The 13,961-nt window shown below is 57.4% G+C and carries 16 protein-coding genes and 1 tRNA gene; 5 read left to right on the top strand and 12 right to left on the bottom strand.

Going from position 1 to position 13,961, the window contains the following annotated elements; translation table 11 throughout:
• Nucleotides 1-24: 24 nt before the first annotated feature.
• Nucleotides 25-1,425 (bottom strand): argininosuccinate lyase, encoded by a 1,401-nt coding sequence (argH, locus tag WKI41_RS00140; RefSeq protein ID WP_340191513.1) that lies wholly within the window; start codon nt 1,423-1,425, stop codon nt 25-27.
• A 22-nt stretch (nt 1,426-1,447) separates the two neighbouring features.
• Between argH and tlpA the strand changes: the two genes are divergently transcribed.
• Complete coding sequence (gene tlpA / locus WKI41_RS00135; RefSeq protein WP_340191512.1) at nt 1,448-2,116, top strand: thiol:disulfide interchange protein TlpA; 669 nt, start codon at nt 1,448-1,450, stop codon at nt 2,114-2,116.
• Here the strand turns inward: tlpA and WKI41_RS00130 are convergent, their stop codons facing one another.
• From WKI41_RS00130 to WKI41_RS00100, 7 genes are all read right to left on the bottom strand, one after another.
• On the bottom strand, nt 2,117-2,998 hold the full coding sequence (locus tag WKI41_RS00130) for a 3-hydroxybutyryl-CoA dehydrogenase (RefSeq protein WP_340191511.1): 882 nt from the start codon (nt 2,996-2,998) through the stop codon (nt 2,117-2,119). It lies immediately after the preceding gene.
• A gap of 164 nt (nt 2,999-3,162) precedes the next feature.
• The gene (locus tag WKI41_RS00125) at nt 3,163-4,092 is read right to left on the bottom strand and encodes an electron transfer flavoprotein subunit alpha/FixB family protein (RefSeq protein ID WP_340191510.1); all 930 of its coding nucleotides are present in this window, start codon (nt 4,090-4,092) and stop codon (nt 3,163-3,165) included.
• Between the two features lie 23 nt (nt 4,093-4,115).
• Nucleotides 4,116-4,862: an electron transfer flavoprotein subunit beta/FixA family protein gene (locus WKI41_RS00120; RefSeq protein WP_340191509.1), complete on the bottom strand. Its 747-nt coding sequence runs from the start codon at nt 4,860-4,862 to the stop codon at nt 4,116-4,118.
• Between the two features lie 182 nt (nt 4,863-5,044).
• Nucleotides 5,045-5,821: a rhomboid family intramembrane serine protease gene (locus tag WKI41_RS00115; RefSeq protein WP_340191508.1), complete on the bottom strand. Its 777-nt coding sequence runs from the start codon at nt 5,819-5,821 to the stop codon at nt 5,045-5,047.
• 29 nt (nt 5,822-5,850) lie between these two features.
• Nucleotides 5,851-6,438 (bottom strand): cob(I)yrinic acid a,c-diamide adenosyltransferase, encoded by a 588-nt coding sequence (locus WKI41_RS00110; RefSeq protein WP_340191507.1) that lies wholly within the window; start codon nt 6,436-6,438, stop codon nt 5,851-5,853.
• A 1-nt stretch (nt 6,439) separates the two neighbouring features.
• Entirely contained in the window at nt 6,440-6,637 is a 198-nt protein-coding gene (locus WKI41_RS00105) for a twin transmembrane helix small protein (RefSeq protein WP_340191506.1), read from the bottom strand.
• A gap of 64 nt (nt 6,638-6,701) precedes the next feature.
• Nucleotides 6,702-7,535 carry an SDR family oxidoreductase gene (locus WKI41_RS00100; protein WP_340191505.1) on the bottom strand — a complete coding sequence of 278 codons (834 nt, stop codon included), beginning with the start codon at nt 7,533-7,535 and terminating at the stop codon, nt 6,702-6,704.
• A gap of 172 nt (nt 7,536-7,707) precedes the next feature.
• Here WKI41_RS00100 and WKI41_RS00095 point away from each other — a divergent pair, with 172 nt between their 5' ends.
• On the top strand, nt 7,708-8,616 hold the full coding sequence (locus WKI41_RS00095; RefSeq protein ID WP_340191504.1) for a YihY/virulence factor BrkB family protein: 909 nt from the start codon (nt 7,708-7,710) through the stop codon (nt 8,614-8,616).
• Here WKI41_RS00095 and gluQRS read toward each other — a convergent pair.
• Complete coding sequence (gluQRS, locus tag WKI41_RS00090; RefSeq protein WP_340191503.1) at nt 8,587-9,468, bottom strand: tRNA glutamyl-Q(34) synthetase GluQRS; 882 nt, start codon at nt 9,466-9,468, stop codon at nt 8,587-8,589. The genes WKI41_RS00095 and gluQRS overlap by 30 nt on opposite strands.
• Nucleotides 9,469-9,522: 54 nt before the next feature.
• Here gluQRS and WKI41_RS00085 point away from each other — a divergent pair, with 54 nt between their 5' ends.
• Both WKI41_RS00085 and WKI41_RS00080 read left to right on the top strand, forming a co-directional pair.
• Nucleotides 9,523-10,167 carry a DNA-3-methyladenine glycosylase 2 family protein gene (locus tag WKI41_RS00085; RefSeq protein ID WP_340191502.1) on the top strand — a complete coding sequence of 215 codons (645 nt, stop codon included), beginning with the start codon at nt 9,523-9,525 and terminating at the stop codon, nt 10,165-10,167.
• A 99-nt stretch (nt 10,168-10,266) separates the two neighbouring features.
• The gene (locus WKI41_RS00080; RefSeq protein ID WP_340191501.1) at nt 10,267-10,824 is read left to right on the top strand and encodes an HNH endonuclease; all 558 of its coding nucleotides are present in this window, start codon (nt 10,267-10,269) and stop codon (nt 10,822-10,824) included.
• A 277-nt stretch (nt 10,825-11,101) separates the two neighbouring features.
• On the opposite strand, the gene WKI41_RS00075 is transcribed toward WKI41_RS00080, so the two are convergent.
• Complete coding sequence (locus tag WKI41_RS00075) at nt 11,102-11,617, bottom strand: disulfide bond formation protein B (protein ID WP_340191500.1); 516 nt, start codon at nt 11,615-11,617, stop codon at nt 11,102-11,104.
• Between the two features lie 329 nt (nt 11,618-11,946).
• On the opposite strand from WKI41_RS00075, the gene WKI41_RS00070 reads away from it, so the two are divergent.
• A tRNA-Leu gene (locus WKI41_RS00070) sits at nt 11,947-12,031 on the top strand.
• 480 nt (nt 12,032-12,511) lie between these two features.
• Here WKI41_RS00070 and WKI41_RS00065 read toward each other — a convergent pair.
• A complete protein-coding gene (locus WKI41_RS00065) occupies nt 12,512-12,886 on the bottom strand; it encodes a hypothetical protein (RefSeq protein ID WP_340191499.1) in 375 nt (124 codons plus the stop codon).
• Nucleotides 12,887-13,011: 125 nt separating this feature from the next.
• Nucleotides 13,012-13,749 (bottom strand): YrbL family protein, encoded by a 738-nt coding sequence (locus tag WKI41_RS00060; RefSeq protein ID WP_340191498.1) that lies wholly within the window; start codon nt 13,747-13,749, stop codon nt 13,012-13,014.
• Nucleotides 13,750-13,961: the final 212 nt, after the last annotated feature.

Below are 13,961 nucleotides of genomic sequence, written 5' to 3'. Positions count from 1 at the left end.
ACGCTAGATTGATCGTTCGATTGATCAGTTGCGCCCGCGCCACCAGGCAATCTGCTTGCGCACTTCGGACGGCGCCGTGCCCCCGAAACTGGTGCGGCTTGCCACCGACGCCTCGACCGACAGAACGTCGAAGACGCTGGCTGTGATCGCCGAATTGATCGCCTGCAATTCCTCAAGCGACAGGTCAGCCAGATCGCAGCCCTTCTTTTCAGCAAGCGCTACGGCATGTCCGGTGACGTGATGCGCATCGCGGAATGGCAGACCCGCTTCACGCACCAGCCAGTCGGCAAGGTCTGTCGCGGTCGAGTAACCCGAACCGGCAGCGGCGCGCATACGATCGGCCCGCACTTCCAGATCGCGGATCATGCCGGTCATCGCGGCAATCGCCAGCTCCAGACTTTCCGCCGCGTCGAAGACCTGTTCCTTGTCTTCCTGCATATCCTTGGAATAAGCGAGCGGCAGACCCTTCATCACGGTCAGCAATGCGATCAGCGAGCCGTTGATCCGGCCGGTCTTGGCGCGTACCAGTTCCGCGGCATCGGGGTTTTTCTTCTGCGGCATGATGGAGGAGCCGGTCGAGAAAGCGTCGGAAAGACGGATGAAGCCGAATTGTGGCGTCGACCAGATCACGATTTCTTCGGCCAGGCGCGAAAGATGAGTAGCGCAGATGGAGGCGATGGAGAGAAACTCCAGCGCGAAGTCGCGATCTGACACCGTATCGATGGAGTTGCGTGTGGGCTCGCGGAAGCCGAGTGCATTCGCCGTCATGTGACGGTCGATCGGGTAACCGGTTCCGGCAAGCGCTGCAGCGCCGATCGGGCTTTCGTCCAGATGTTCGATGGCATGGCGAACGCGGGCACGGTCGCGGCCAAACATTTCAACATAGGCCATGCAGTGATGACCGAAGGTGACCGGCTGCGCGGTCTGCAGGTGGGTAAAGCCCGGCATTACCGTATCGGCATGCTGCTCGGCGCGGTCGAGAAAGGCTGCAATCAAAGCGCTCAGCATGGCTTCGGTCTTCTGGAGCTCTTCCTTGACCCAGAGGCGGAAATCGAGTGCGACCTGGTCGTTGCGCGAACGCGCCGTGTGTAGGCGACCGGCCGCTGGGCCGATGAGGTTTGCCAGACGCGCCTCGATATTCATGTGAATGTCTTCGAGCTTGCGCGAAAACTCAAAGGTGCCAGCCTCGATTTCTGACAGGATCGTGTTCAGGCCTTCGATGATCTTGTCTTTATCTTCCGCCGAAATAATGCCTTTTGCAGCAAGCATGGTGGCGTGGGCGATGGAGCCACGGATGTCCTGGGCGTAAAGCTTCTTGTCGAAGCCAATGGAGGCATTTATCTCTTCCATGATGGCTGAAGGGCCGGAAGCAAAGCGTCCGCCCCACATCTGGTTGGAGGATTTTTGTTCTGCGCCGTCAGCCATTGTGCATGCCCTGGAGTATTTGATGACAGAAAAAAGACCTTTCAGACTTCCTTCCGCCAGACTTGTTGCAATTGCCGCCATCGCCGGCATCGTCAGCGGCGGGGGAGTGGTGTTGTTCAGGCATATTGGGTCTGAAGGACAGGTTCAAGGGGCAGCGGTGACGGATGCGGCTTTATGTAAAGGCGCCGCCAAGCGCATCACCAGCATCGAGCCCCTGCTAAAAGGCCAGATCGCGGCGATGTCGCCGGCGGATAGGCCGCGTGTTATTCCGCTCTCCTTCAAGTCCACAGACGGCGCCGCGATGACGCAAGCGGACCTCAAAGGCAAGACCGTTCTGCTCAACCTCTGGGCCACATGGTGTGTGCCTTGCCGCGAGGAGATGCCTGCCTTGAACGCACTGGAGAAGGAAAAGGGCAGCGACACATTCGAGGTCGTTACCATCAACATCGACAACGGCGAGGATGAGAAGCCTAAAGCCTTCATGAGCGAGTACAAGATCGATTCGCTCAAACTTTATCGCGACAGCTCCATGGGCGTTTTCAATGCCTTGAAGAAAGAAGGCCTTGCCTTCGGCCTGCCGGCAACACTGCTTCTGGATGATAAGGGATGCTTGCTCGCTTCGATGAACGGCCCGGCCGCATGGGACAGCCCAGACGCCAAGGCCTTGGTCACGGCAGCAACCTCCCCCTGATCAGCGGGTCGGGACCGGGATTTCGCCGCGGTAATCGTAAAAGCCTCGACCGGATTTGCGACCGAGCCAGCCTGCCTCAACGTATTTGACCAACAACGGGCATGGGCGATATTTGCTGTCGGCCAAGCCATCATGCAGAACCTGCATAATCGAAAGACAGGTATCGAGACCGATGAAGTCGGCAAGCTGCAGTGGGCCCATGGGGTGATTGGCGCCAAGCTTCATGGCGGTATCTATGGCTTCAACTGTGCCGACGCCTTCGTAGAGCGTATAGATCGCCTCGTTGATCATCGGCAGAAGAATGCGGTTGACGATGAAGGCCGGGAAATCTTCCGCAACCGTGATCGCCTTATCGAGCGAGCGCACATAGTCCTTAGCGGTTTCGAAGGTCTTTTCGCCGGTCGCAATGCCGCGCACCAACTCGACCAGCTTCATCACTGGCACCGGGTTCATGAAGTGAATGCCCATGAACTGTTCCGGACGATCGGTCGCAGACGCGAGACGAGTAATCGATAGAGACGAGGTGTTGGTGGCAAGCAGGGCCTCAGGTTTGAGCACCGGGCAAACCTGTGCGTAAATCTTGCGCTTGACCTCTTCGTTTTCGGTGGCCGCCTCGATGACGAGATCCATCGCCGCCAGATCGTTCAGATCCGAAGAGCCGCCGATGAGACCGAGCGCCGATTTGCGCGCATCGTCTTCAAGCTTGCCGTTGGAGACTTGGCGCGCCAGATTGCCGTTGATAGTGGCAAGTCCGGCTTCGATCCGATCCTTCGACACGTCATAGATATGCACTTTGTAGCCTGCCAAAGCAGATACATGCGCAATGCCGCAGCCCATCTGACCGGCTCCGATAACACCGATGTTCTTGAATGGGGCTGTCATGCGTCTATCTCCTGTCGGGTTCGTCTCAGCGCTTATCATGTCCAAGCGCGCATCGTTGGATCAGACTGAACCTGTCGCGCCTCAGATCTTCGTTGTCGCGCATATTGCCACAAAACGAAAGCGGCGCGTCGGTAAAAACGCGCCGCTTGCTATCATTGCGGTTATCAGATTGTTTTTTCAAGCTCCGGCAGGGCTTCGAAAAGATCCGCGACCAGACCGTAATCGGCGACCTGGAAGATCGGAGCTTCTTCGTCCTTGTTGATGGCGACGATCACCTTCGAGTCCTTCATGCCGGCCAGATGCTGGATGGCACCGGAGATGCCGCAGGCGATGTAAAGCTGCGGAGCAACCACTTTGCCCGTCTGGCCAACCTGCCAGTCGTTCGGCGCGAAACCGGCATCGACCGCGGCGCGCGATGCGCCAACGGCGGCACCGAGCTTGTCGGCAACCGGAAGAATGACTTCCTTGAACTTCTCCGAAGAACCAAGCGCACGACCGCCGGAGATGATGATCTTGGCGGAGGTCAGTTCCGGACGATCGGACGAAGCGAGCGCGTCGGAGACGAAGGACGATACGCCAGGGTTCTCAGCTGCCGAGGCGGTCTCGACCGAGGCAGAACCGCCAGCCTGTGCCGGAGCAAAGGACGCGGTACGAACAGTAATGACCTTCTTGGCGTCAGTCGCCTGAACGGTCTGGATGGCGTTACCCGCATAGATTGGACGCTTGAAGGTGTCGGCAGACACGACCTCTGTGATTTCGGAAATCTGCGCCACATCGAGAAGGGCGGCCACGCGCGGCAGCACGTTCTTGGCCGACGCGGTAGCCGGCGCGATGATCACGTCATAGGATGCGGCAAGCGAAACGATCAAGGCAGCCAGCGGCTCGGCCAGTTGGTTGGCATAGGATGCGTCGTCGGCAAGCAGAACCTTGGACACGCCGGAGAGCTTCGCAGCTTCATCAGCTGCAGCCTTGGCGCCTGAGCCGGCAACCAGCACATGCACATCGCCGCCGATCTGCGTTGCCGCCGTCAGCGTCTTTGCCGTCTGGTCGGAAAGGGTTGCATTATCGTGTTCTGCCAGAAGAAGAATGGCCATGGTTTATCTCCCTTTCGCTTTCCTTAGAGGACGCCGTCAGCCTTGAGCTTCGACACCAGTTCGCCAACAGAACCAACCTTGACGCCAGCCTTGCGGCCTGCGGGCTCTTCGGTCTTGAGAACCTTGAGGCGTGGCGCGATATCGACGCCGAAATCGGCAGGCGACTTCTTGTCGAGCGGCTTCTTCTTGGCTTTCATGATGTTGGGCAGCGACGCATAACGCGGCTCGTTGAGGCGAAGATCGGTGGTAACGACCGCTGGGAGCTTGAGTTCGACAGTCTGGAGACCGCCATCCACTTCGCGGGTCACCGCAACCTTGCCGTCGGAGGGCTCGACCTTGGAAGCAAACGTGCCCTGGCCCCAACCGAGGAGCGCTGCCAGCATCTGGCCAGTCTGGTTGGAATCGTCATCGATGGCCTGCTTGCCTACGATCACCAGGCCTGGGTTTTCCGCCTCGACCACGCCCTTCAGCAACTTGGCCACGGCCAGCGGCTCGACGATCTCGTCGGTTTCGATGAGCACGGCGCGATCAGCACCCATGGCAAGCGCGGTGCGCAGCGTCTCTTCAGCCTTCGCAGGACCGATTGACACGACGATCACTTCCTCGGCCTTACCAGCCTCCTTTAAGCGCAGTGCCTCTTCGACGGAGATTTCGTCGAAAGGGTTCATCGACATCTTGACGTTGGCAAGCTCTACACCCGAACCATCCGCCTTGACGCGGATCTTCACGTTGTAGTCCACCACACGCTTCACTGGGACAAGAATCTTCATCGGCAGCCTTCTTTCAACTCCTGACCATAAAGCGCGCGCGCCAAACGGTCCTCCTGACAATCAAGTTGAGCCATGGATACGCATTTTTCCAATGAGATCAACGGAACAATGCTCATGACGCGATGCACTCACGAAATATCTTACGTTGACGTGAACGTAAATACTTGCTCTCAGAATAATTTTCACGGAATACGATCGGATGGCCGTTCCGTTTGCGACACGCCTGCGTCTTGCAGCCCCTGATTTTTGTGCTGAACCGCCCGCGGCGTCACAAGCCTTCGATCGAAGAGTGGGACGCCGCTTCTGCGAAAGAAAACGACGAGTACCGCGCCTGTCACGATGCCTCCCACATGGGCTGGCCAGGAGACACTCTCTTCCGGGTACAAGATCAGCATCACGAACTGCTGGCCGACCCAAAGCGCCAAGGGGATGAAGGCTGGAAGCGGCACCGGAATGCGCATGAAGACCAGCACCCAGACACGCACACGTGGATGCAGCAAAAGATATGCGGCTACCACACCGGAGACGGCGCCGGATGCGCCGATCAGCGGTCCTTGCGACTGCGGCGCGATAAAGCCGTGAAACAGCGCCCCGGCGGCGGCGCAAGCAAGATAGAAGATCAGGAAGCCGAGGTGGCCGAACGCGTCTTCAACATTGTCGCCGAACACCCACAGAAACACCATGTTCGAGGCGAGGTGCCAGAAACTCAAATGCAAAAACGCATAGGTGAAGATCGTCGCATCTTTTGGGACCAATACCAGCGAAGGATCGAGCGAGGCGTAGTCGAACAGAACCGCGGGAATGAAGCCGAGCCCCAGCACCGCAGCGCTCGCCTGCTGCTCGCTCGACAAAGCGCCAGCGACCAGCCAGACGAGAATGTTGATGCCGATCAACGACACCGTCACATATTGCAGCTTGATGTGCTTCAGCGAGTTCGCGTCATGCAGCGGGATGAACATGGAGTGCGACCTCTGCTGTTACGCTCAACTCAGCGGTTCTTGCCAGGTACCCAGAGGACATCCGCCTTGATTGCATCCGCATTATGATTAGCGAAGCGCGCGGCAACGAAAAGAAAATCGGACAGCCGGTTGATGTATTTCAACGCCGCAGGGCTCACGATCTCGCCTTCCGTCTTCGCAAGCTCGACCATGCGTCGCTCCGCCCGCCTGGAAACAGTGCGCGCAAGGTGAAGATGCGCGGCCGCGGCCGAACCGCCGGGCAGGACGAAGGATTTAAGAGCGGACAGAGTGTCGTTCAAAGCATCGATTTCCGTCTCGATGCGCGACACCTGTGATTCGACGATCCTCAACGGCTCGTAGGACAAGGGCTTTCCGTCGTCCGGCGTCGCCAGATCCGCTCCGAGATCGAAAAGATCGTTCTGGATGCGAAACAGCATGGCGTCGAGTTCAGGGATATCTGCCGTGTGAAGCCGCGCCATCCCGATGACGGAATTGGTCTCGTCCACGTCGCCATAGCTTTCCACGCGCAGGTCGTATTTTGTCCGGCGTGGACCGGAGACCAGCGCGGTCGTCCCGTCATCGCCGGTGCGGGTGTAAATCTTGTTGAGCTTGACCATATCAGCGCCCTCCCCCCGTCAGCCAAAGCGTGAGCATGATCAAGACGATCGCGACGGCCTGCAGAACAAGCCGCAACTGCATCAACTGGTTGGAACGATTGGCATCCGTTCCCTTGAGCATGTTGAACAGCCCGCGAATGAGAACCAGCACGACCAGCCCCATGACAATGACCGCAAGCACGGTGGTAAAGCTGGACATCTTATTGCCTCCGTTAAGACTTCAACTCGTTGCATCGGTTCTAACGGATGAGATGGCGATTCAGCTAGTCGAACTTGCGAAGAAGTCTGTAAAATAACGAGGCGGGGAGAAGGCGCTTCAGCAGCACACCCTGCTTTGCCGGTGTGGTGATGACGTAATGCGGCTTGGGACGACGCGCCGTCAACGCATGCTGCAGTTCCCTATAGACCGCCTCCGGACCGAGCTTGTGCTTGTTGACCGGCCCTCTGCCATCCAGCCGGGCAAGCTGTCGTCGGTATTCCTGCGCATGAACGGAATTCTCAACATCGATATTGGCTTTGATATGCTTCAAGGCCGTCGACGTGAAATTCGAAGCGATCGGGCCGGGTTCGATAAGGCTGACGTGAATGCCGCTGCCTTCCAACTCCATACGCAGCGTGATCCCTAGCCCCTCCAAAGCGAACTTCGAGGCATTGTAAGCACCGCGATACCTGTAGGGCACCAGCCCGAGAATGGAAGAGCAATGGACGATCCGCCCCTGCCCTTGCCGGCGCATGAACGGAATGACGCGGCAGGTCAGGTCATGCCAGCCGAAGACATTGGTCTCGAACTGCTGACGCAATACCGCGACGGAAACATCTTCCACCGCGCCAGCCTGCCCATAAGCGCCATTGTTAAAGAGCGCATCGATGCGACCGCCCGTCCGAGCTGCGACCTCGGAGACCAAAGCGGCAATGCTCTCCGGCCGGGTATAATCCATGATCAGCGCTTCGATGCCCTGTGCCTCCAGCGGCGCCATATCCTCCACTCGGCGCACCGTCGCGAAGACTCTCCAGCCATCGCGGTGAAGCGCACCTGCGCAATACGCGCCGATCCCGGTGGAGCACCCGGTGATGATAATGACCGGCTTTTCAGGCATAGGTTCCTCAAAAGTTCATGAAGCAGGTGAAGAAGCTTGCGCCCCGTTGAATAGCGCACAATTCTTATCGGTGAGATGGAACCGATGCACGGCCTCGGACGCTATACAATTCAAAACCGATTTCCCATATTTCATTGCTTGTTACGAATGAAATGCTGATCAAGGAGGTGATATGGCCGCCGCTTTAAGCCTCGCCCGTAAGGTTGCCTATGACGCCTATATCCATTTTGCCGAGGATGATGGCTGGGCGATGGCAAGCCATGTGGCGCTGTCTGGACTGTTGGCGCTCTTTCCCTTCCTGATTTTCGGCACCGCACTGGCGAGCTTTTTGGGCGCCGATCAGTTCTCGGAAACGGCCGTCCATCTGATCTTCGACACCTGGCCGGAAGCTATTGCCGGGCCGCTTGCCGCCCAGGTTCAGCAGGTTTTGACGATCCCACGTGGAGGCCTGCTGACGATCTCGGTTCTGGCCGCCGCCTATTTTGCCTCCAACGGCGTGGAAGCCATTCGCATCTCGCTAAACCGCGCCTACCGCGTGACGGAAACTCGGTGGTGGTATGTGACCCGCCTGTTCAGCCTTTTCTACGTCGTGCTGGCGGTGATCGTCTTTGCAGGCATCAGCATCGTGCTGGTGGCCGTTCCGGTGGTTTTGAAATTCGTAGAAACCCGTTCCACCTTTCTTACCGAAGTCTTGGAGATCGTTTCCAACCTCGGCCTTTATGGAACGATCGTGGTTCTGACCCTCGGCCTCGTTGCTGCACACTTATGGCTGCCGGCTGGCCGCCGCAAACTGTGGGACGTTCTGCCTGGCATCTTGCTGACGATGATTTTCTGGATCATCGGTGCGGCAATCTTTGCCTATTACCTCGCCACCTTCGCCAACTACGCAGCCACCTATGCCGGTCTGGCCTCGGTGATGATCGTCCTGGTCTTCCTGTACATGATTGGCGTTATCTTCATGCTGGGCGCGGAGGTGAACGCCGCGTTGATGAAGTACCGTGTTCGGCGGGTGGTGAAGGCGGGCATTCGCACCGGCAGCCTGAGACGAGCGCTAGAGGCCGACGAGGCGGCGGATATCTGAGGGCGCGTGACCTGCCTCGCGCAGAACCGCAAGCCCGGTGCTGCCTTCGCTCTTAGACAGCTTGCGTCCATCCGGGCCTAAAACCAGGCGGTGATGATGATATTCCGGCACCGGTAGCTCGAGCATCGTTTGAAGCAGGCGATGGACTGACGTGGCATGGAATAGATCGAGCCCACGCACGACCTTCGTCACACCCTGAAGCGCGTCATCGATAACGACGGACAGGTGATAGCTGGACGGGGCATCAGACCGAGACAGCACCACATCGCCCCACGCCGCCGGATCGGCTGCGACAGCGATCTTCTCGCCTTGACCACATTCGATCCAGGCTAAAGAATCTGGCAACTGCGCGAGCGCTCTATCCATGTTGAGCCGCCAGGCATGTTTCGCGCCTGATGCCACCAGAGATTCGGCCTCCTGAGGGCCGCGCTCCTTGTCCAGAGGCGGATAGAGTGGCGCTCCGTCCGGATCGCGCGGCCAGGTTCGACCGCTCGATTCGTGCTCAGAGACGAAAGCCTTGATCTCGCCTCGGCTCATAAAGGCCGGATAGACCAGCCCCATCTCGATAAGACGATCAAGTGCTGCACGATACTGCAAAAAATGCTCCGATTGCCGCCGAACCGGCTCTTGCCAACTCAAGCCAAGCCAGCGCAAATCCTGATAGATCCCCTGCTCGAAAGCAGGTGTGCATCGCGTCGAATCAATATCTTCGATACGCAACAGAAAACGTCCGTCTTGCGCAATGGCCATGTCATGGTTCAGGAACGCAGACAGTGCATGCCCCAGGTGTAAAGCACCGTTGGGACTGGGCGCAAAGCGTAAGACCGGGTTGTGACGAAGGGATAGAGCCATGATGTCTTCTGCCACGTTTTGCGGCAAGCTGTCAGCATGGGGTTCGGGCATAAGATGAAGATCATCCGATCCATGGCCGATATTGACGAGGGCGTGGCAGCGCTGCGTATCATCGATCCACGCCTGGAGGCGGTGATCGAGCGGGCCGGCGGCATCCCGCTTAGGCTGAACGAGGCAGGCTTTGCCGGGTTGGCGCACATCATCGTCTCGCAGATGGTGTCGCGTGCCAGCGCCGATGCTATCTGGCGCCGCATGGTGGCGGGAACGGAAACCATGACGGCCGAGCATTTTCTCGCCGTGGATGAGGAAACCCTCTCAAACTTCGGCCTGTCAAACGCCAAACGGACAACACTCTCGTCACTCGCGACGGCGGTTGCCTCAGGAGAACTGGATCTCGTCGACCTCAGCCACCTGGAGCCAGCCTGCGCGATGCAACGATTGACAGCCTTGAAAGGGATTGGTCCTTGGACGGCAGAAGTCTACCTGATGTTCTGCGGCGGGCATGCCGACATCTTCCCCGCAGGCGATGTGGCGCTTCAGGCGGCCGTGATGCACGCCTTCAAACTGGAAGCACGTCCAAGCCGACCCGAGCTCGCTGAAACAGCGCGTCTTTGGTCCCCATGGCGATCTGTCGCCGCGCGTATTTTGTGGGCTTACTATGCCTCGATCACGCGGCGCGATGCGCTACCGATTGCCTGAAATCCGCCTTTCTTTCCGCGCTTCATTTAGAGGCTTCACAATCCTGTAACAACGGACCTAATATACAGATGTAGATGCAGAATCGCTCAGGAGACGCCCTTGACGATTGCAGTTTCACCACAGGCCCTGCCCGCGCTCGTATTGAACGCAGACTATAGGCCGCTGAGTTACTATCCCTTGTCGCTCTGGTCCTGGCAGGACGCGATCAAGGCAGTCTTCCTCGACCGTGTGAACATCATCGCGGAATATGACCACGCGGTATGCTCTCCGAGTTTTTCGATGCGATTGCCGAGTGTCGTTAGCCTCAAGACCTACGTCCAGCCGACGCGAAATCCCGCCTTCACCCGCTTCAACGTGTTCCTTCGCGACAAGTTCGAGTGCCAATATTGCGGATCTCGTGACGACCTGACCTTCGACCACGTCATCCCCCGCGCCCATGGTGGCGAAACGACATGGCAGAATGTCGTGGCGGCCTGCTCGCCCTGTAACCTGAAAAAGGGTAGCAAGCTTCCAAAGCAGGCTGGCATGTTTCCGCATCAGCATCCCTACCAGCCAACGGTGCAGGACCTGCACAACAACGGACGGTCTTTCCCGCCAAATTACCTGCATGAAAGCTGGATGGATTATCTCTACTGGGATACCGAGCTGCAGCCCTGATATTTGCCGGGCTGCATCGAACAGCATGCTCCGCCGCTTGAGCCGTCATGGTTCTGGCGAAGGCCTTTGCTTCGTGTAGCGTAGGCGCCAAAACCAGCGTCGATTTTAATAATGCACGACGACTAGATTCAAAAAAAGTAAGCGCCCTTGTGCGTCCCATAGGACGCACGGCACTTCAGCGTTGGCCCTTCTGCAAAGCTCGCCTCAACGAGCACTCCGGATCGCATCGCACGTCGAAAACATCGCAGCACGCGCGGAGCCAACCGTACCTATCCGATCAGACGCTCTTGCGGCTCGCGCCCCAGAAGGCGATCGCCGCAAGCGCGGCGCTTGCAATGACATTCCAGCCCGCGAAAGAAAGTCCCAGAACGCGCAGCGCCGCTTCATTGCAAGACGGCGCCTTGATGGCATTCAGATCGTTCAACAAATTGCCGGCGTCCGTTGTGATCGAAGGCGCGCCAGTGGCGCAAGTCGTCGGTCCAGGCCAAAAGCCCCACTCCACGCCCGAGTGATAGACGCCAAGCCCAAGCCCAATCAGCATGGCAACTCCGACCAAGACAAGCAGGACACGCGTCAAGGCCACCGGCAGCTTGAAGATGCTCGCGCCGACTGCAAGAACGCCGAGCGGAATCGCGTAGTAGTATGGGTCACGCTGCAACAGGCAAAGCGCACACGGCGTGTAACCGCCAATGTGCTGAAAACCGAGCGCCGACCCAACAGTCAAGATCATCCCTAAAGTGACAAGCACCGCCGCAATCGTGCGGCTTTTTTCTGCTGAAGCAACTACGCTCATGATCGTCCTCATAACGCCGGAAAGTCTGCAAACCACCTGAACAGGTGGAAACTAAGGCATGTCTTCTCGCAAAAGTTCAAGTGTTCCGCGAAACGACATTGACACAAGAAGGCCTCGAAGCGGGAAGCAATCTGCAAGATCACGACACGCTCTCAGCCGGAATGCCCCATCGCTCTAATCCAGTCCCAACCGAACTGCAATCCTCAGCGGTCTCTGCCGTAGCACGGAGAAGCAATGTTTGATGAAACAGAGTTTTCAACAAAAACAGGTTGACCAAAGACCCGCGGTTCGTATAGTCCGCCGCATACCAACCGACACGCTTCGGAATTGCCCCTTTGGCGGAATTGGTAGACGCGCCTGACTCAAAATCAGGTTCCGAAAGGAGTGCTGGTTCGATTCCGGCAAGGGGCACCATTAGCTTTTCCGCACTGTTGAAAAGATTGCGCTTTTGTCGCACTTTCTACCATAGTAGCGTAGGAATAGTGCCTGCGCGATTCAGCCGCGTCTGCTTCAAAACAGCTTCCTCCTCAATTCGATCTCAGTTCGTAAAGTGCATCCCGTGTGGCGTTTACCTCCACACGGCGCGATCTTCGAACAAATCGGATAGCTGGGCGAAGAAATTCGTGCCTCGTCTTCCCGCACTTTGGTGTCAAAATACTACACTCCCTCTCGCGGGCGAACACGTGGCGCGCGATGGGTGCTAGCGGGGCACACCCTCGCCCGCCGCTGCTTTGTAACTTTCCAAAGAAAAGCATCAATGCTTCAGGTACGAATAGAGCAGTCGGGCCAGGCGTTCCAATTATCGAAATGACCAACAACAAAACGTTGCCGGTCGATGCTTCTGCCGTTGTGTCGCAGTTAAAGGTGTGACGCCTGATAGAGGCGTCACCTCCCTCACTTCGCTGCCTTCTTGCTTCCAGGTTTCGTCACAACTGGAATGTTGCAGCCTTTGCTTCTCAGATTGGCTTCAATCGCATTGACCTTGCCCTTGGTGATCGCAACTTGGCCTTCCTTGTCACCCCCAAAGGTGCTGGACATCGGTACGCCTACGAGAAATACGCCAAACGCGTCGCCGGTTGCCGCATCATTTTGCTGCTTGGAGACCGCCGAGAGAGCTGTCTGCTCCTTGAGATATTCTTGCGCCAACGCCTGACAATCCATGTTGCTATATGCAGCCATGGGTACATCGACTGGAACAATAGCGTCCGGTCTTTTCGCGCAGGCGGCTACGGCCAGTCCTGAGACCAGCAGCGTCAAAATCTTTTTCATGATGTCCCTCTACCCCTTTGAGACGCCCCTACGTCCCTCGGTCAACGATACAACGGAAGATCGCGATCGAGTCAATAGCCTGCGGGCAACGTCAGGAGCCTACGGGTTTTGGGAAGTACGAAGATCTACCCATCAATCAAGTGACCATCTGAAATATCGATGCCGAACATCGTGCTAGCGAACATGAAGAGCAGAAGGACGGCGCGGTTGCTTAGCGCGGATTTCATGAAACGAAGGGATACTTCCGCATAGATAGATTGGACCAGCCGCTTCTTATAGCTCTTGTTCAGCCACGAGAACCACGAACGAACAGGCAGGAAAGTCTTGTCCCCGATCCCGTCGATTAGAACAAGCGCACCGTTTCTCTCATCGACGACGATGTTCTTTAGGTGGACATCTACGGCAACGATATCGCTCTTGGCCAGCCAATCAAGAAACTCCAGTAGCGCAGCGTCGGTCTGCTGAGTGTAATGTCCGCTCTCGATCGCATCCTGAAGGGTCATGGCGAGAGCACCATTCTTCCGACGCACCGCCTTCACCAAGATGCCAGTGCCCTTGTCGGTGGCAACAGTCCCTGCGAAATGCTGCAGATGGCGGACGGTTCTCGGGCCTTCCTGTGCGACCCTCTCATACTCTCTCAGTTCGCGCCGCAGCGGCACGATGGCCTTGTAGAAACGTCGCACGAGATACAGTAGCCGGATGCTCTGGAAGTAGCGGCGCGGCGGTACCTTTGTTTGTATCTTAACCAGCATGTTGGTGCCGGGGAGTGAATAAACCTCGCGCGACATGCCAGAAGCCAGTGGCTTTTCCAAAAGCGTCAGCGTGGATGGTGAATTGTCGCTTAGTGACGCTAGTACCGACATCACCGACTCCTCCTGTCACGAATATGCAATATTTCTTATATTGCATATTCGTGACAGGAGGAGAATGATTTGTTTGAGATGAGCTAAGGCGAATCCCCCAGCTCCGCGTGGCACTGGATCACCAACATTTCTGTCCACTCTGACAGCCATACCAGGCTCCGTCATGATATCGGGCGACATTGTCGCTGATGGTGCATTTAAATGAATTGAAC

The organism is Agrobacterium larrymoorei (assembly GCF_037722385.1).
GTDB lineage: Bacteria > Pseudomonadota > Alphaproteobacteria > Rhizobiales > Rhizobiaceae > Agrobacterium > Agrobacterium larrymoorei_C.
Note: the sequence above shows the minus strand (reverse complement) of the source record. Positions and strands in the feature narration are given on the sequence as shown.

Coding starts and splice junctions, on each gene's coding strand:
- argH (WP_340191513.1), bottom strand. CDS start 1,425: ATGGCTGACGGCGCAGAACAAAAATCCTCCAACCAGATGTGGGGCGGA.
- tlpA (WP_340191512.1), top strand. CDS start 1,448: ATGACAGAAAAAAGACCTTTCAGACTTCCTTCCGCCAGACTTGTTGCA.
- WKI41_RS00130 (WP_340191511.1), bottom strand. CDS start 2,998: ATGACAGCCCCATTCAAGAACATCGGTGTTATCGGAGCCGGTCAGATG.
- WKI41_RS00125 (WP_340191510.1), bottom strand. CDS start 4,092: ATGGCCATTCTTCTTCTGGCAGAACACGATAATGCAACCCTTTCCGAC.
- WKI41_RS00120 (WP_340191509.1), bottom strand. CDS start 4,862: ATGAAGATTCTTGTCCCAGTGAAGCGTGTGGTGGACTACAACGTGAAG.
- WKI41_RS00115 (WP_340191508.1), bottom strand. CDS start 5,821: ATGTTCATCCCGCTGCATGACGCGAACTCGCTGAAGCACATCAAGCTG.
- WKI41_RS00110 (WP_340191507.1), bottom strand. CDS start 6,438: ATGGTCAAGCTCAACAAGATTTACACCCGCACCGGCGATGACGGGACG.
- WKI41_RS00105 (WP_340191506.1), bottom strand. CDS start 6,637: ATGTCCAGCTTTACCACCGTGCTTGCGGTCATTGTCATGGGGCTGGTC.
- WKI41_RS00100 (WP_340191505.1), bottom strand. CDS start 7,535: ATGCCTGAAAAGCCGGTCATTATCATCACCGGGTGCTCCACCGGGATC.
- WKI41_RS00095 (WP_340191504.1), top strand. CDS start 7,708: ATGGCCGCCGCTTTAAGCCTCGCCCGTAAGGTTGCCTATGACGCCTAT.
- gluQRS (WP_340191503.1), bottom strand. CDS start 9,468: ATGGCTCTATCCCTTCGTCACAACCCGGTCTTACGCTTTGCGCCCAGT.
- WKI41_RS00085 (WP_340191502.1), top strand. CDS start 9,523: ATGAAGATCATCCGATCCATGGCCGATATTGACGAGGGCGTGGCAGCG.
- WKI41_RS00075 (WP_340191500.1), bottom strand. CDS start 11,617: ATGAGCGTAGTTGCTTCAGCAGAAAAAAGCCGCACGATTGCGGCGGTG.
- WKI41_RS00065 (WP_340191499.1), bottom strand. CDS start 12,886: ATGAAAAAGATTTTGACGCTGCTGGTCTCAGGACTGGCCGTAGCCGCC.
- WKI41_RS00060 (WP_340191498.1), bottom strand. CDS start 13,749: ATGTCGGTACTAGCGTCACTAAGCGACAATTCACCATCCACGCTGACG.